Raw genomic sequence first — 16,853 nt, forward strand, 5'->3', positions numbered from 1 at the left:
CCAGCCTTGGGGACATGATGCAACCTTGCCAGATGCGTCGCCGCCCAGGCCGCGTCCCTTCTTCCAAGCGAGTCTTCGATGAAAAGCCAACCCGATGCCGCCAGCCGTGTGGCGGCCGAGGTCGTCAGGCAGCTTCCCGTGCCTTCGCGGCTCGGCATGCTGCGTTTCGAAAGGCTAAACGAGGCCACCTGGGCAATGCTCTACCTGGACCCCGCCTGCGAACGCCAGTTCGGCCTGGCCGCGTCGGAACTCTGCGCGCTGGTCGACGCGCCCTATGCCAGCCTGATGGAGCCCGAGGCGCGCTACCGGCTGCATGACGAGATCCAGCAGCAGCTCGGCAGCCGCGGCTACTACCGGGTGCGCTATACCCTGCATGGCAAGCCACGCGCCCTGCGCGTACTGGAAGCCGGCGAAGCCTTCAAGCAGCACAACCGCCAGCTGCTGCGCGGCTTCCTCACCGTGCTCGACGATGAAGACGTCGCCGAGCCAGGCGCCACCGACCTGGAGTCGCGCAACAACCGCCTGCAGCTGGCCTTGCACCTCAACCAGCGTGCCCAGCAGGAGCAGCTCGAACACCTGGACCGCGTGCGCGGCCAGCAGGACCTGATCCTGCGCCTCGCCCGCCAGCGCTACAGCGCCGAGAACTCGCTGCTCGAAGCCGCCCGGCTGATCACCCGCAGCGCCTGCGAGATCTACAAGGTCGACAGCGCCAGCATCTGGCACCTCGAAGGCCAGCGCCTCGAGCCGATCAGCGCCTGGCTGCGCCACGAGCAGGCCCACAGCCTGCCCGAGCCGATCGATGCCAGCCGCTTCCCCGATTACCTGGAAGCCCTGCACGCCAGCCGCGCCATCGACGCGCACAACGCCAACCATGACCCGCGCACCCGCGATCTGGCCGAGAGCCTGTACGCCGACAACAACGCCATGCTCGACGCCAGCATCCGCGTCGATGGCCAGGTGGTCGGCGTGCTGTGCCTGGAGCAGACCGGCCAGCCGCGGGCCTGGCAGTCGGACGAAATCGCCTTTGCCGGCGAGCTGGCCGACCAGTTCGCCCAGGTCATCACCAACCACAACCGGCGCACCGCCGCCAGCGCCCTGCACCTGTTCCAGCGCGCGGTGGAGCAAAGCGCCAGCGCCTTCCTGCTGGTCAACCGCGACGGCGTGGTGGAATACGTCAACCCGAGCTTCACGGCGATCACCCAGTACAGCACCGAGGAAGTCCAGGGCCACCACCTGGCCGAGCTGCCGGCCCTGGAAAACCTCAGCGAGCTGCTGTTCGACTCGCCGTCGAGCCTGGCCATGGGCAACAGCTGGCAGGGTGAATTCAAGAGCCGGCGCAAGAACCTCGAGCCCTACTGGGGCCAGCTGTCGATTTCCAAGGTGTACGGCGACAACCGCGAGCTGACCCACTACATCGGCATCTACGAAGACGTCACCCAGACCAAGCTCGCCCAGCAGCGCATCGAGCGCCTGGCCTACACCGACAACCTGACCAACCTGGGCAACCGCCCGGCGTTCATCCGCAACCTCGACGAGCGTTTCGCCCGCGATGGCGAGAACCCGATCTGCCTGCTGCTGGTGGACATCGACAACTTCAAGCGGATCAACGACAGCCTTGGCCACCAGACCGGCGACAAGCTGCTGATCAGCCTGGCCCGGCGCCTGCGCAACAGCCTCAGCCCCAATGGCATCCTCGCCCGCTTCGCCAGCAACGAGTTCGCCGTGCTGCTCGACGGCACCAGCCTGGAAGACGGCCAGGGCGTGGCCCAGCAGCTGCTGCGCACCCTCGACAAACCGATGTTCGTCGACAACCAGTTGATCAACGTCACCGCCTCCGTGGGCCTGGCCTGCGCACCGCTGCACGGCAGCGAGCCGGCGACCCTGATGAAGAACGCGGGCCTTGCCCTGCACAAGGCCAAGGCCAACGGCAAGCACCAGGTGCAGGTGTTCACCGAAGTGCTCAACGCCGAGGCCAGCTACAAGCTGTTCGTCGAGAACAACCTGCGCCGTGCCCTGACCCAGAACGAGCTGGAGGTGTTCTACCAGCCCAAGCTGTGCCTGCGCAGCGGCCGTCTGCTGGGCCTGGAGGCACTGCTGCGCTGGAACCACCCCGAACGCGGCATGATCCGCCCGGACCAGTTCATCAGCGTGGCCGAAGAAACTGGCCTGATCATCCCCATCGGCAAGTGGGTGGTGCGCCAGTCGTGCCGCATGAGCCTTGAGCTGCGCAAAGCCGGCCTGGGTGACCTGCACGTGGCCATCAACCTGTCGCCCAAGCAGTTCTCCGACCCAGACCTGGTTGCCTCGATCGGTTCGATCCTCAAGGAAGAAGCCCTTTCCCCGCACCTGCTGGAGCTGGAGCTGACCGAAGGCCTGCTGCTCGAGGCCACCGAAGACACCCACCGCCAGCTCGACGAACTCAAGGCCCTGGGCCTCACCCTGGCCATGGACGACTTCGGCACCGGCTACTCGTCGCTGAGCTACCTGAAGAAGTTCCCGATCGACATCATCAAGATCGACCGCAGCTTCATCAACGAGATCCCCGACAACCAGGACGACATGGAAATCACCTCGGCGGTGGTGGCCATGGCCCACAACCTCAAGCTCAAGGTGGTGGCCGAAGGCATCGAGACGCCGGAGCAGTTGGCGTTCCTGCGCCAGCACCGCTGCGACGTCGGCCAGGGCTACCTGTTCGACAGGCCGATCCCGGGCCGCGAGCTTGCGGAAAAACTCAAGCGCTACCCGCGCGGTCCAATGGCCTGACAGCAGCGTTATCCTCGGGCACTATAGAGCCCATTCGGGCCTCTTCGCGGGTAAACCCGCTCCCACAGGTACCCCACTGCATTTGAACCCTGTGCTGCCCCTGTGGGAGCGGGTTTACCCGCGAAGGCCCCAACACCTATCCAACTGAATAAACACAGAGGAACGGCCATGGTCCTGCGTTCGGAAATCCTGGTGAACAAAAATGTCATGCCTACCGCGGAGCAGGCCCTGCCTGGCCGCGAGGCGCCAATGTCCCTGCCCGAGTTCCATTACGTGTTCGAAGGCACCCCGCTGCTCGGCCCGTTCTTCGAGGGCAGCATCGATTTCGCCATCTTCGGCCTGGGTTGCTTCTGGGGCGCCGAGCGCCGCTTCTGGCAGCGTGAAGGCGTGGTCAGCACGGTGGTCGGCTATGCCGGCGGCTTCACCCCGAACCCGACCTACGAAGAAGTCTGCTCGGGCCTGACCGGCCACACCGAAGTGGTGCTGGTGGTGTTCGACAAGGACAAGGTCAGCTACCGCGAGCTGCTGGCGATGTTCTGGGAACTGCACAACCCGACCCAGGGCATGCGCCAGGGCAACGACATCGGCACCCAGTATCGCTCGGCCATCTACTGCACCAGCCCGGAACAGCTGGAACAGGCCAAGGCCAGCCGCGACGCCTTCCAGGCCGAGTTGGGCAAGGCCGGTTTCGGCGAGATCACCACCGAGATCGACCAGGCGCCGACCGTGTACTTCGCCGAGGCCTACCACCAGCAGTACCTGGCCAAGAACCCGGAAGGCTACTGCGGCATCGGCGGCACCGGCGTGTGCCTGCCACCGAGCCTGCAGGGCAACTGACATGAGCACGATGACCCTGTTCCATTCGCCGCTGTCGCCGTTCGTGCGCAAGGTCATGGTGGTGCTGCACGAGACCGGCCAGCTCGAGCGTGTCAGCCTGCAGCCGGTCAACGTCAGCCCGGTGAACGGCGACGCCCAGCTCAACCAGGGCAACCCGATCGGCAAGATCCCGGCCCTGCGTCTGGAAGACGGCACCGTGCTGCATGACAGCCGGGTGATCTGCGAGTACCTCGACCTGCAGCATGTCGGCATGCCGCTGCTGCCGCGCGAGGGCTCGGCGCGCTGGCGGCGCATGACCCTGGCCTCCCAGGCCGATGCGATCATGGATGCTGCGGTGTCGAGCCGTTACGAGAGCTTCCTGCGGCCTGAGGACAAGCGCTGGGATGGCTGGCTCGAGGCTCAAGGCGAGAAGATTCGCCGCAGCCTGGCGAACCTGGAGCAGGAGCACCTGGCCGAACTGGCCTCGGGGTTCGACCTGGCGGCGATTGGCGTGGCCTGTGCGCTGGGCTATCTGGACCTGCGCCAGCCTGGGTTCGGCTGGCGTGAGCGCCAGCCTGGATTGGCGGCGTGGTATGCCGAAGTGAGCCAGCGACCTTCGATGGTCGCAACAGCTCCTGTGGCGTGAAGGGCCTCTTCGCGGCGGTTCGGCGCCCCGATGAACCCGCTCCCACAGGTACGGCGCACATTTCGAATCTGGCGCTGTACCTGTGGGAGCGGGTTTACCCGCGAAGGCCTCACCTCGGTATCACAGGAAACAGCATCCCGATCCTGTAGGCCAACCAGCGCCCGATCTCTCTATCTTCCCTCATGCCGCCCTCCCCACCCGCGCCCAGTCCAGCCGACGGGTCAGCACCATGAACACCCCCAGCAAGCCAAAGCACAGCAACGACCCCATCAACAGCGCATAGTCCTCGGCACTGAGCAGCCCGTAGAGCATCGCGTACAGCGCCGCCAGCCCCGCCGCGAACCCTATCCCGCGCCCCAGGCTGTGCAGCACATGGCTCAGGTAGAAGCCCAGCAGCAATACACAGGCCGATGCCGACAGCCCATACGCCGGGCCAAAGCCGATGTGCTCGGACAGCGACAGCAGCAACAGGTAGAAGAACGCCAGCGCCACGCCGACCAGGGTGTACTGCACCGGGTGCACGCTGAGGTTCTTCAGCACCTCGAACAGGAAGAAACCGGCAAAGGTCAGGGCGATGAACAGCAAGGCGTACTTGATCGCCCGCTCGCTCTTGAGGTACTGGTCCACCGGGTCGACGAAACTCACGCCGAAGGTACGCTCGCTGAAGTCCGCGCATTGCCCGCCGGTGGCGCACTGGCGCACGGCATCTTCCAGGTTGGTGGCGAAGAACGAGGTCTGCCAGTGGGCAGTGAAGCCTTTTTCATCGATGTCACGCCGGCTGGGCAGGTAGCTGCCGACAAAGCTTGGGTGCGGCCAGTTGGCGCGCATGTCGACGCTGCTGGTGCGCCCCACCGGCAACAGGTGCAGTTGCCCGGTACCCTGCAGGGCCAGGTCGAAGCCGTAGCTGAACTCGCGAGCCTGCTGGCCATCGAGTTGCGGCAACGCCACGCGCACGCCGCTACGCAGCCAGTCCAGGCCGGTGCCGGCCTCGAACGGCAGGCGCTGATCGTCGAAGCTCAGTTCCAGGGCATTGCCGATGCCGCGGATATCGCTGATACCGACCACCATGAACGGCTTGTCGAAGCGATAGTCGTCGAGGTCCTTGTCGATGCCCCAGTGCTGCGGCAGCTTGAAGCGCCCGGCGATCCGGCCCTTGGCGTGAAACAGCCGGGCCTGGTAGATGCCACGCGAACGCAGCTCGGTGTCCACGCCGAGGTCGGCGTCGAAGGTTTCCGGGAGAAAGTACAGGTGGCCGCTGAGGGTGCTGGTTTCCTGCACGCTGTGGCCGTCCTTCTCGATCCAGCGGCGCTCGTACTTGCGGTACGGCACCACCAGCAGCGGGCCGCTGATCTGCTGGTCGTAGCTGGCGCTCTGGGCGATGTCGTGGAGCACGCCGTCACGCAGGTTCTGGCGCTCGCTGATCAGCCCGCCAATCATCAGCAACGGGATCAACAGCAGCAGTGTGAGCAAGGCGATGGTGCCGAGCTTGTAGGCGAGGGTCTTGTTCATGGGGCCTCCTGTGGCAGTGGGCGCAGTGTCTGCGCCTTGCGTGGAGGCTTTATGGAGACCGTGTGTGGATCTGGTGTTTTTGGCTCAGCCGATACGCCGCGCGGGCAACCACAACCGTACTCGCACCCCGCCCTCGACGTTCTCCACCGCCAGCGCCCCGCCATGCAACTGCATCACCTCGGCCACGAAGTTCAGCCCAAGGCCGGTGCTCTTGCGCCCGCCCCCAGGCCTTGGCAGCGAGTAGAACCGTTCGCTGACGCGGTCCAGGGCGTACGCCGGTATCGCCTCGCCCTGGTTGAACACGCTCAGCGCCACCCGCCCCGCCTCACGCTCCAGCTCGAACAGCAGCGTGCCTCCCGCCGGGGTGAAGTCCAGCGCGTTGTCGAGCAGGTTGGCCAGTGCCTGGCGCATCAGGAATGGGTCGCACAGCAAGCGCAGGCCCACCGGCAACCGCTGACGCACGTGCAGGCCGCTGACCTCGATACGCGCCGCATGGGCCAGCAGCAACTCGTCGACCAGGGCCGCCAGGCCAACCTGCTGCTCATCCTCCAGCGCCTGCATCTGCTCGACCCTGGCCAAATTGAGCAAGCGCTCGATCATCTGCTGCAAGCGCTCGCTCTCGCGCTCGATATTGCCGGCGAAACGTGCCCGCTGTTCGGCGGGCATGTCGCCCTGCAGCAGCTCCGACGCCCCACGGATCGCCGCCAGCGGGCTTTTCAGTTCGTGGGTCAAGGTGTGCACATAACGCTCGACGTAGGCCTTGCCCTCCAGTTGCGTACGCATGCGCTCCACCGCCTCGGCCAGGTGCGCCAGCTCGCCGCCCTTGTAGTAGGGCAGCGCCGCACGCTCACCCTCGCTGACGGCCTGGGCATAACGCGCCAGCCGGCGCAGCGAGCGCACCAGCCACCAGGACAGCGCCGCACCAATCAGCAGGCCGAAGACGATCAGCCCCAACCCCAGGGTCAACAGCCGCCGTTCGGAGCGGTCGACGTAGGGCTGCAACGAGCTGTTGGGCTTGGCGACGGTGACCACGCCGATGATCTTGCCTTCATCGACGATCGGCGCCGCCACGTGCATCACCGAGGTATTTTCATCCTCCTCGACACTGCGCGTGGACCGGGCGCCGTACTGGCCGCGCAGGGTCAGGTAGACGTCGTTCCACTTCGAATAGTCCTTGCCCAGGTCCTGGCCAAAGGAGTCGAGCAGGACGATGCCGTGGGCATCGGTGACGTAGATGCGGTGGCTGACCTGGGTCTTTTCCAGGCCCCAGATCTGCGCACCGGGGCTGCGCAGGCCATAGGCCTTGAGCACCTCGGGCAAGCGACTGTGGGCCAGGGTACCGGCCTTGACGTCATCGTGGAGGATTTCCGCCAGCAGGTTGGCGGTGTCGACCAGGGTTTCCTCGGAGGACTGGCGCACCACCGGGCGGATCTGCTCGCGCACGGTGTTGAGCAGGAAGTAGCCGGCCAGGCCGACGAACAGGAAGTACACCAGGAAAATGCGGATGCCCAGGCGCATCAGGCGTTGTCCGGGCTGTAGCTGTAGCCCAGGCCGCGGTGGGTCTGGATCGGCTCGGCGTCGGCGGCCACCAGGCGCAGCTTGGCCCGCAGGCTCTTGATATGGCTGTCGATGGTACGCTCGTAGCCCACGTCGGAGGCCACGCCCAGGCCGTCGAGCAACTGCTCGCGGCTGAACACCCGCTGGGGCTGCTCCAGCAGGCATTGCAGCAGGCGGAATTCGTGGCGGGTCAGGGCCAGCGGCTGGCCGCGGTAGCTGATCTGCATGCGCAGGGTGTCGAGCTGGAACAGCGACGCTTCAGCCACCGGCTCGGGACGCGGCGCCATGCGCTTGAGGATCGCCCGCACCCGGGCCGCCACTTCCCGTGGGCTGAAGGGTTTGACCACGTAATCGTCGGCGCCGATCTCCAGGCCCACCACCCGGTCGATCTCGCCGTCGCGGGCACTGAGGAACATCACCGGCACCTCGCTGAAGCGGCGCAGCTGGCGACAGGTCTCGAAACCGCTGATATCGGGCAGGCCGATGTCGAGGATGATCAGGTCGGCGGGGCGCAGGCGCTGCTGCTCGAGGGCGGCGCTGCCCAGGCTCACCCATTCGGTGCTGTGGCCGTCGGCCTGCAGGGCATAGACCAGGGTGTCGGCGATCGCGGCTTCGTCTTCGACGATGAGAATGTGAGGCATGGCATCCGGCCTTGCTGGGAGCTGGGTTGGCCATTTAAGCAAGTTTCAGGGACGACGCAATCTTTCCTTTGTAGGAGCGGCCTTGTGTCGCGAAAGGGCTGCGTAGCGGCCCCGGGGGTTCAGCATCACAGCAAACATCGCCGGGGCCGCTCTGCGGCCCTTTCGCGACACAAGGCCGCTCCTACAGGTCAGCAATCAGGCGTGCCAGCCGTGAAGCGCTTGGCCGGGTTGACCGCCGCCTTGAACTCGCGCAGCGCCTTGGCGCCCACCAGCAGCGGATAGTTGAAGTTGCTGCGGTCAACCAGGTTGACCTCCACGGTACGCTTCACGTCACCCAGGCACAGCTCCAGGTCGACCACCGGGCGCTTGGCGCTCTCCGGCGCATCGCCCTCTTCCTCGTCGTCGGCACGGCCCTTGATCTTGCTGATGCGCGAGACCTGGTGCTCGTACACCTTGCCGTCGGCATCCTTGGTCGCCAGGCGGAAGCGCACCCATTCCTCGCCATCGCGCTTGAACAGCTCGATATCCTTGGCCGACAGCGACGCGGTGTAGGCGCCGGTGTCCATCTTGGCCTTCAGGGTCTGGCCCAGCTCGGGCAGCGCGATGTTCTCGTAGCGGCCATACAGCGTGGGCTCGGCGGCCATCACCGGCAACGCCAACAGCGACAACAGGGCAAGCAGAGATTTCACAGGCAGGCTTCCTTGAAAAGGGTCAGTGCTTAGACTGCACTGGCAGGATAGGTTCGCTGTCACAAGGTTAACCAACAAATTGTGAAACATTTGTCCCCGCCGCCGGGCACTGGGCATTTGGCGATGGCCACGGCGCTGCTTATCATGGCGCCCTGCTCACTTCCCACAACAAGAGTTACTTTATGCGTCGCCTGTTTACCGGCATGTTCACGACCCTCCTGCTGCTGATCAACACCGTGGTCATGATCTGCCCGCTGCTGATCTTCGCCCTGCTCAAACTGGTCCTGCCGGGCCGTGGCCGTGACTACGCCTCGGCGGCAGTGATGTGGGTCGCCGAAGCCTGGTCGGAGATCGACAAGGCCATCTTCGCCCTGTGCATCCCCACCCAATGGGACATCCGCGGCGTCGAGAACCTGCGCACGGACACCTCGTACCTGGCCGTCAGCAACCACCAGACCTGGGTCGACATCCCGGCCTTGATCGAGAGCCTCAACCGCCGCACACCGTTCTTCAAATTCTTCCTCAAGAAGGAGCTGATCTGGGTGCCACTGCTGGGCCTGGCGTGGTGGGGCCTGGATTACCCGTTCATGAAGCGCTACAGCAAGGCCTTCCTGGACAAGCACCCGCAACTCAAGGGCAAGGACCTGGAAATCACCAAGGCCGCCTGCGAGCTGTTCAAGCGCCAGCCGGTGACCGTGGTCAACTACCTCGAAGGCACCCGCTTCAGCGAGGCCAAGCGCCTGGAGCAACGCTCGCCGTATCGCCATCTGCTCAAGCCCAAGGCCGGTGGCGTGGCTTTCGTGCTGGCGGCGCTGGGCGAGCAACTGGATGCACTGCTGGACGTGACCATCGTCTATCCCGGCAAGCAGGCGCCGGGGTTCTGGGATTTGCTCAATGGCAGCATCAGCCGGGTGATTATCGACATTCAGGTGCGTGAGCTGGACCCGGTGCTGTGGGCGGGGGATTACGAGAACGATCCTGAATTCCGCCAGACCGTGCAGGCCTGGGTGAACCAGTTGTGGCTCGACAAGGATCAGCGGATCGAGCAACTGCGGGCGGAAATGGGCTGAGGTCATTGCTGCTTGTGCCGGCCTCTTCGCGGGTAAACCCGCTCCCACAGAGGCCCGCACAGGGCGGCCCATGGCCCGATTAAAACCCAGGCTAATAATCAGAATAAGTAATACTTTTTTGTCATCACCCACCCAAGTGGATAAAAATCGACCAAAGCACAACTACAAAAAAGCCAGGATCGATCGATGGCCCACCCACCCAGCTCCAACTCCGCCCAACTGCGTCGCGTCCTCGGCCTCCCCGCCCTGGTGTTCTTCGGCCTGGTGTACATGGTCCCGCTGACCATCTTCACCACCTACGGCATCGTCACCGAGCTCACCGGTGGCCGCACCGCCAGCGCCTACATGGTCACCTTGCTGGCCATGCTGTTCACCGCCGCGTCCTACAGCTTCATGGTCAAACGCTTCCCGGTCGCGGGCTCGGCGTACTCCTACACCAACATGGCCTTCGGCCCCAATGCCGGTTTCCTCGCCGGCTGGTCGCTGCTGCTCGACTACCTGTTCCTGCCGATGATCAATTACCTGTTGATCGGCCTGTTCCTCAACATCGCCTTCCCGGCCATCCCGGCCTGGTCGATCGCGCTGGCCTCGATCGTGCTGGTGACGGTGCTCAACGTGGTCGGCATCCATTCGGTGGCCAAGACCAGCAACCTGATCGTCGGCGCGCAGATCGTCTTCATCTTCGTGTTCGTCGCCCTGTCCTGCCAGTCGCTGGCCGGCCAGCCGCTGGACCTGCTGTCCCCCCTGACGGGCGACGGTTCCCAGCCGGGCTTTGCCCCGATCATGGCTGGTGCGGCGGTGCTATGCCTGTCGTTCCTGGGCTTCGATGCCGTTTCGACCCTGGCCGAGGAATGCCGCGATGCCCGCCGCGACGTGCCACGGGCGATCATCCTCACCACCCTGGTGGCCGGTGTGCTGTTCACCGTGCTGGCCTACGTCAGCCAGCTGGTGCTGCCGGGCAGCACCTTCGCCAATGCCGATGCTGCGGCCAACGAGGTGATGTTCAAGGCCGGCGGGCAGTTCCTCGCCAACTTCTTCACCGCCGCCTACGTCGCCGGCAGCCTGGGTTCGGCGCTGGCCTCGCAGGCGGCGGTGTCGCGCATCCTGTTCACCATGGGCCGTGACAACGTGCTGCCACGGCGCAGCTTTGGTTACCTGTCGCCGCGCTTCGGCACGCCGGTGGTCGCCATCTTGCTGGTGTCGGCGTTCTCGTTGCTGGCACTGGTGATCGACCTGGCCACGCTCGCCTCGCTGATCAGCTTCGGCGCACTGGTGGCGTTCTCGGCGGTGAACCTGGCGGTGGTGAAGACCCACCTGATGGGCGCTGATGCCCAGCGTAATCTCAAGGGGCTGCTGTGCTATGGCGTGGTGCCGCTGGTGGGGATGGCGCTGACCTTGTGGCTGTGGACCAGCCTGTCGTCGCTGACCCTGGTCATCGGCCTCTGCTGGTTCGCCCTGGGCCTGGCGTATCTGGCCGTGCTGACATCAGGCTTCCGCCGCCCGGTTCAGTTGGTGGAATCCTTGTAGGAGCGGCCTTGCGTCGCGAAAGGGCCGCGCAGCGGCCCCAGCGATGTTTGCATCAACACTGAATCCTGGCCTGCCGACCCGGTGTCTGGCTTCAGACCGACGGCTGAGCCAACGGCGCTGGCGTCGTCCACAGGCTGCCCAGGTTCTGCAGCAACGACCCGGCAATGCCCTGCTGCCCCAGGTACTGGAGGATCAGCGGGGCGAACTGGCCGATCATGCCGGTATCCATCCCCAGCGCCTTGAACGCGGCGTCCAGGTCGGTACGGTTTTCCACATCGTTGCCCAGCGCCTGATCCAGGGCCGACTGGCTGCCCTTGTTGCTGCCCAGCAGATCGCCCAACCCGCTCAACCCACCCAGGGCATTGGCCCCCGACAACAGGTCGAGGCCCGGCACCGCCTTGGTCAGCTGGCCATAGTCGTCGCTGCTGAGGTTGTTGCGCGCCAGCCCGAGCATGGCCCCTGCGCCACCCACCGCCTGTTCCGGGGTGATGTTCAGCTGGCTGCCCAGGGTGTTGAGCAGGTTGGCCTGCCCCGCCGGGGCCTGCACCTGGCCTTGCTGTTGGTTCTGCATGGAGGACACGGCGTTGGCCGCGTCGCCGAGGTTGAAGGCGAACACCGGGCTTGCGGCCAGGGTCATCAGGGTTGCCAGGGTGAATGCTTTCATCGGGAGGGACCTCGTCGGCCGGGATGGCCGGGGAAACGAGGCTTTGGACTGGAACCCAAGAGGTTTGTTCCACCTCTCCGACAAACGAAGGCACATAGGAGAAAACTTCCCCATGATGTCAAAAATGGATTTTCAGACAAAATTGACATAAAATCTATTTTTCGAATAGCAGGGGTCGTTATGCTAATCAAATATGGTTTCAAAAACTTCTTTTCGTTCAAAGAAGAATCTTTCATTTCGTTTGAACTCGACAAAAATGTTCCAGATGATGTTTCTCAGGGACGAAGCTTCACAACGATAATGGGTATTAAAGGCGCCAATTCATCAGGCAAGACCAATATCATCAAGGCTCTCAGTTTTTTATCTGAGTTCATCACTTCATCCTCAAATAAAGAGAAATATAAACTCGCAGCATTTCCATTCTTTGACAGCAAAGAAAAAACTTTCCTCTATGCGGAGTTAGGGCACGCAGGAAAACAGTATAGATACGAAGTCGAAATATTTGAAAAAGAAGTCATATCAGAAAAAGTATTCAGAAAAAATCGGAAATGGGTACCCATACTTTCCAGAGAAAAAACAGACATTACCTATGCGATATCTGATTTCGAAAAGTCAAAAGAAATAAAAATCAGTAAAGACGCCTCTGCAATCAGCACACTTAGCAACTTCAGAATGTTCGATAGCATGCTGGACCTCAAAAATATATATGACTGTTTTGACAATGTCATTTACAACGTCAGCGCCAGTGATGGAATGCTCCCTATACCGACAGATTTCCGCAAAGTTTCAGGAATCTACAATATAGACAAGAGAATTTTCGAGTTCACGAAATCATTTCTTCAAAAAGCTGATCCAACCTTGATCGATATAGAAATCAATCAAGATGTTGATAAGGACGGAGAAGAGCGCTTTACTCCAATCTTTATACACCAATATGCTGACAACCGTAAAAAACTACAATTCCGTGATGAGTCCAGCGGTACAAAAACTCTTTATATAATGCTTTGTGCCTATCAATGGGTAATCTACAAAGGCGGCGTACTAGCGCTAGACGAGTTTGACATACACTTGCACGCCATGTTACTTCCACATATCCTTAAGCTTTTCACTGATCCGGAAAACAACAGCAAAAACTCTCAATTCATCTTCACAGCCCACAACACTGAAATCATTGATGAACTGGGAAGATATAGAACGACTCTAGTCAACAAAGAAGACTGCGAAAGTTATTGCTATCGTCTCGATGAAATTGGTGGTCAAATACTTCGCAACGACCGTCCCATTTCCCCGATATACACAAAAGGGCTTATTGGGGGGACACCTCAATTATGAACCTGAAAAAAACAAAATTTCTAAAAAGTATTCCAACCACTGACATAGAAAGCAGCGAATTGGTCAGGATGCTTAAGTTTAACTTCCAATTTTTTGATGGCGAGCAAGACTGGGGAAGTTCATTCGACGACCTTACCGCTGATGCGTCGATTAAGCTATTAAAAAAACTTAAGGATTTTTCAGGAAAATCATTGAATGACTGGGCTAAGGAAAACGCTGGCGGGAACGGGCTCACCGTTTATGCACGCTATGACGACTTCCCCAAAAATTCAGACTTTAAGCACCCGATCCATGTGCCACATGACGTGCTATGGGGGCGTTTCAGGCTAGGCAATAAATACAGGCTGGCCGGCTTTGTTATCCCCGATACGCTTCATGGGCAAACCAGAGGTGGCTTTCACTTTGATAAAAACACTTTTTACGTAGTATTTATCGACATGGAGCACCGCTTCTACAAAAAGGAAAAACCATAGTGCGCTGCACATAACGTCATGTGAAACTTAGTCTTGAAAAAATGTCTTAAAAAACCCCTCACTTGGAGGGGTTCATTTCAGATCTGTCAGGCCGCGCCCCACATCTTGTGCGGGTCAATCACGAATTTCTTCGGCACGCCGGCATCGAACTCGCCATAGCCTTCCGGCGCCTGGTCGAGGTTGATCACCTGCACACCCACCACTTCGGCGATGTTGATGCGGTCCCACATGATCGCCTGCATCAGCTGGCGGTTGTACTTCATGGTCGGGGTCTGGCCGGTGTGGAAGCTGTGCGACTTGGCCCAGCCCAGGCCGAAGCGGATGCTCAACGCGCCGATCTTGGCGGCGGCGTCCACCGCACCCGGGTCCTCGGTCACGTACAGGCCTGGGATACCGATGCTGCCGGCCACACGGGTCACCTGCATCAGCGAGTTCAGCACGGTAGCCGGTGCCTCGTGCTTGGCACCTTCGTGGCCATGGCCGCGGGCCTCGAAGCCGACGGCGTCGACGGCGCAGTCCACTTCCGGCTCGCCGAGGATGTCGACGATCTGCTCGTGCAGCGGGGTGTCCTTGGACAGGTCGACCACTTCGAAGCCCTGGGACTTGGCGTGGGCCAGGCGGGCCGGGTTGAGGTCGCCGACGATCACGCAGGCGGCGCCCAGCAGGCGGGCCGAGGCAGCGGCGGCCAGGCCGACCGGGCCGGCACCGGCAACGTAGACGGTGCTGCCTGGGCCTACACCGGCGGTAACGGCGCCGTGGTAGCCGGTCGGCAGGATGTCGGAGAGGCAGGTCAGGTCGCGGATCTTCTCCATGGCCTTGTCGCGATCCGGCAGTTTCAGCAGGTTGAAGTCGGCGTAAGGCACCAGCACGTACTCGGCCTGGCCACCGGTCCAGTCGCCCATGTCGACATAGCCGTAGGCACCGCCGGCGCGGGCCGGGTTGACGGTGAGGCAGACGCCGGTGTGCATCTCTTTGCACGAGCGGCAGCGGCCGCAGGCGACATTGAACGGTACCGACACCAGGTCGCCGATCTTCAGGCGTTCGACATCACGCCCCAGCTCGACGATTTCACCGGTGATTTCGTGGCCCAGGACCAGGCCGACCTGGGCAGTGGTGCGGCCGCGGACCATGTGCTGGTCGGAGCCGCAAATGTTGGTGGAGACCACCTTGAGGATCACGCCGTGCTCGATCTTCTTGCCGCGTGGGTCTTGCATTTTCGGGTAGTCGATCTTCTGCACCTCGACCTTGCCCGCGCCGAGATACACCACTCCACGATTGCCAGACATGCTCTTACCTCGCTTGATTTTTTATGTATGCAGCGGTGGTGAACGCGCCGCCGTCCATGGGCGGCTTGTGTTACTGGAATGCAGGGAATTGTGGGCCGGATACGGCGATTTGCACTGACTGGAAACGACAGGGGGATGCCTTTTAGCGGCAGAGGTGTCGCTGGGGAACAAGAGAGGTGGTGGCCTGTTCTGGCCTCTTCGCGGCTAAAGCCGCTCCCACAGGTACTGCACAGCATTCGAAATCTGTGCAGTACCTGTGGGAGCGGCTTTAGCCGCGAAGAGGCCGGTACAGGCGTTAGAGAACGACTGTCCGGTTGGCGTTGAGGAACACCCGCCGCTCGATGTGGTAACCGACCGCGCGCGCCAGGGTAAGGCACTCGATATCCCGCCCCTTGGCGATCAGGTCTTCCGGGTAATGGCTGTGGTCCACCACCTCGACGCCCTGGGCAATGATCGGCCCTTCGTCGAGGTCGTTGTTGATATAGTGCGCCGTGGCGCCGACCATCTTCACGCCCTTGTTGTAGGCCTGGTGATAAGGCTTGGCGCCCTTGAAACCCGGCAGCAACGAGTGGTGGATGTTGATCGCCCAGCCATCCAGGCGCCGGCACAGCTCCGGCGACAGCACTTGCATGTAGCGGGCCAGCACCACCAGCTCGGCCCCGGTCTCCTCGATCACCTGGATCACCTTGCGCTCCTGCGCCGGTTTGTCGTTCGGATCGAGGGCGAAGTGGTAGTAGGGAATCTTGTGCCAGTGCGCCAAGGGTTCGAGGTCGGGGTGGTTGGACACCACCGCGACCACGTCCATGGCCAGTTGGCCGATGCGCTGGCGATACAGCAGGTCGTTCAGGCAATGGTCGGCCTTGGACACCATGATCACCACCTTGGGGCGGTGATTGGGCGCGGTCAGCTCGAAGGTCATGCCAAACGCTTCGCTGCGCTCGGCGAGGCCGGCGCGCAAGCCTGCCTCGTCGAAATCGTCCGGCTGGCGGAACTCCACGCGAATGAAGAAACGCCCCGACAGCCGGTCATCGAAGGAGTGGTGCTCGGTGACGTAGCAGCGCTGCTCGTAGAGGTAACGCGTCACCACGTCGACGGTGCCGAGCATGCTCGGGCAGTCGGCGGTGAGAATCCAGGTATCCGGTGCCCGACTCATGTCCGCTCTCCTTACGCCTCGATGCTCAGGCCGTATTCGGCCGAAGCGTCCTGCAGCCACAGCCACCAGTAATCGGAGAAGCTGCGGCGGATCACCAGTTCCCAGGTGTCTTCGGCGGTGCGGCGGATCACCAGTTGCGACTTGGCGAACACGGTGCCGACAGCCTTGCCGACCGGGAAGTTGTTCGGGTGGACATCATAGCTGGTGGACTTCATCAGCACTTCGCGCACGTTCGGGCCGCGCAGTTCCAGCAGGCTCTGCCCGCCGCTGACGTTGACCACCTGGATGTGCTGGCCATCGAGGGCCGCGCGCAGCTTCTGCTCGACCGCCAGTTCCTGGCCGCCGGGGACGATCAGCAGCCACTCGTCGGGGCCGACCCACTGCAGCGAGGTGTCACCGTTGGCGACCACGGTCAGGGCTACCGGCAGCTCCAGGCCCAGGGCCTTGTGCACGCCGGCGGCGAACTCGGGGTTGTGGCCATCGCCACGGATGGTCAGGTGCCCGAGGAATTTCTTTTCCCGCAGGGTCACGCCTGCGTTCTTGCGGCCTTTGCCAACCAGGCTGGCCAGGTCGGCGTGGTGCAGTGGCGACTGGGCCTTGGCCTCGGCGCCGGGGTTTTGCTGGAAGACGTTGATAGCGCTCATTTCTTACCTGCCTTGAATTCTGTAGGTCGCATGCGGTGCTATGGCTGGTGGTGCTTCCTGTGGGAGCGGGTTTACCCGCGAAT

Annotated in this window: 15 protein-coding genes; 7 read left to right on the top strand and 8 right to left on the bottom strand. The window is 62.3% G+C overall.

Annotated features, from left to right (window positions below):
* Window positions 1–78: 78 nt before the first annotated feature.
* The 3 genes from ACIP21_RS04690 (at window position 79) to ACIP21_RS04700 (ending at window position 4,225) form a co-directional block, all read left to right on the top strand.
* Window positions 79–2,763 (top strand): putative bifunctional diguanylate cyclase/phosphodiesterase, encoded by a 2,685-nt coding sequence (locus tag ACIP21_RS04690; RefSeq protein WP_400684549.1) that lies wholly within the window; start codon window positions 79–81, stop codon window positions 2,761–2,763.
* 168 nt (window positions 2,764–2,931) lie between these two features.
* Window positions 2,932–3,600 carry a peptide-methionine (S)-S-oxide reductase MsrA gene (msrA, locus tag ACIP21_RS04695; protein WP_400684551.1) on the top strand — a complete coding sequence of 223 codons (669 nt, stop codon included), beginning with the start codon at window positions 2,932–2,934 and terminating at the stop codon, window positions 3,598–3,600.
* A gap of 1 nt (window position 3,601) precedes the next feature.
* Complete coding sequence (locus tag ACIP21_RS04700; RefSeq protein WP_400684552.1) at window positions 3,602–4,225, top strand: glutathione S-transferase; 624 nt, start codon at window positions 3,602–3,604, stop codon at window positions 4,223–4,225.
* Window positions 4,226–4,405: 180 nt separating this feature from the next.
* On the opposite strand, the gene creD is transcribed toward ACIP21_RS04700, so the two are convergent.
* The 4 genes from creD to ACIP21_RS04720 all read right to left on the bottom strand — a co-directional run bounded on the left by creD (window position 4,406) and on the right by ACIP21_RS04720 (window position 8,621).
* Window positions 4,406–5,734, bottom strand: coding sequence for a cell envelope integrity protein CreD (creD, locus tag ACIP21_RS04705; protein ID WP_400684553.1), 1,329 nt, complete (start codon window positions 5,732–5,734; stop codon window positions 4,406–4,408).
* 84 nt (window positions 5,735–5,818) lie between these two features.
* A complete protein-coding gene (gene creC, locus ACIP21_RS04710) occupies window positions 5,819–7,252 on the bottom strand; it encodes a two-component system sensor histidine kinase CreC (protein ID WP_400684555.1) in 1,434 nt (477 codons plus the stop codon).
* Complete coding sequence (creB, locus tag ACIP21_RS04715; protein ID WP_400684557.1) at window positions 7,252–7,932, bottom strand: two-component system response regulator CreB; 681 nt, start codon at window positions 7,930–7,932, stop codon at window positions 7,252–7,254. Before creB ends, creC begins: the two co-directional genes overlap by 1 nt.
* A gap of 188 nt (window positions 7,933–8,120) precedes the next feature.
* Window positions 8,121–8,621 carry an ATP-dependent zinc protease gene (locus tag ACIP21_RS04720; RefSeq protein ID WP_400684559.1) on the bottom strand — a complete coding sequence of 167 codons (501 nt, stop codon included), beginning with the start codon at window positions 8,619–8,621 and terminating at the stop codon, window positions 8,121–8,123.
* 182 nt (window positions 8,622–8,803) lie between these two features.
* Between ACIP21_RS04720 and ACIP21_RS04725 the strand changes: the two genes are divergently transcribed.
* Both ACIP21_RS04725 and ACIP21_RS04730 read left to right on the top strand, forming a co-directional pair.
* A complete protein-coding gene (locus ACIP21_RS04725) occupies window positions 8,804–9,691 on the top strand; it encodes an acyltransferase (RefSeq protein ID WP_400684561.1) in 888 nt (295 codons plus the stop codon).
* Between the two features lie 186 nt (window positions 9,692–9,877).
* On the top strand, window positions 9,878–11,218 hold the full coding sequence (locus ACIP21_RS04730) for an APC family permease (RefSeq protein ID WP_400684563.1): 1,341 nt from the start codon (window positions 9,878–9,880) through the stop codon (window positions 11,216–11,218).
* A gap of 91 nt (window positions 11,219–11,309) precedes the next feature.
* On the opposite strand, the gene ACIP21_RS04735 is transcribed toward ACIP21_RS04730, so the two are convergent.
* Window positions 11,310–11,882 carry a DUF2780 domain-containing protein gene (locus ACIP21_RS04735; protein ID WP_400684566.1) on the bottom strand — a complete coding sequence of 191 codons (573 nt, stop codon included), beginning with the start codon at window positions 11,880–11,882 and terminating at the stop codon, window positions 11,310–11,312.
* 180 nt (window positions 11,883–12,062) lie between these two features.
* On the opposite strand from ACIP21_RS04735, the gene ACIP21_RS04740 reads away from it, so the two are divergent.
* Both ACIP21_RS04740 and ACIP21_RS04745 read left to right on the top strand, forming a co-directional pair.
* On the top strand, window positions 12,063–13,214 hold the full coding sequence (locus ACIP21_RS04740; RefSeq protein WP_400684569.1) for an ATP/GTP-binding protein: 1,152 nt from the start codon (window positions 12,063–12,065) through the stop codon (window positions 13,212–13,214).
* On the top strand, window positions 13,211–13,687 hold the full coding sequence (locus ACIP21_RS04745) for a hypothetical protein (protein WP_400684572.1): 477 nt from the start codon (window positions 13,211–13,213) through the stop codon (window positions 13,685–13,687). Before ACIP21_RS04740 ends, ACIP21_RS04745 begins: the two co-directional genes overlap by 4 nt.
* 86 nt (window positions 13,688–13,773) lie before the next feature.
* On the opposite strand, the gene fdhA is transcribed toward ACIP21_RS04745, so the two are convergent.
* From fdhA to ACIP21_RS04760, 3 genes are all read right to left on the bottom strand, one after another.
* Complete coding sequence (gene fdhA, locus ACIP21_RS04750) at window positions 13,774–14,973, bottom strand: formaldehyde dehydrogenase, glutathione-independent (RefSeq protein WP_016393294.1); 1,200 nt, start codon at window positions 14,971–14,973, stop codon at window positions 13,774–13,776.
* A gap of 295 nt (window positions 14,974–15,268) precedes the next feature.
* Entirely contained in the window at window positions 15,269–16,126 is an 858-nt protein-coding gene (gene purU / locus ACIP21_RS04755; protein WP_400684574.1) for a formyltetrahydrofolate deformylase, read from the bottom strand.
* A gap of 11 nt (window positions 16,127–16,137) precedes the next feature.
* Window positions 16,138–16,770, bottom strand: coding sequence for a sarcosine oxidase subunit gamma (locus tag ACIP21_RS04760; RefSeq protein ID WP_400684576.1), 633 nt, complete (start codon window positions 16,768–16,770; stop codon window positions 16,138–16,140).
* Window positions 16,771–16,853 lie beyond the last annotated feature (83 nt).

The organism is Pseudomonas sp. NPDC089401 (genome assembly GCF_044749485.1).
In the GTDB taxonomy this organism is placed as follows: domain Bacteria; phylum Pseudomonadota; class Gammaproteobacteria; order Pseudomonadales; family Pseudomonadaceae; genus Aquipseudomonas.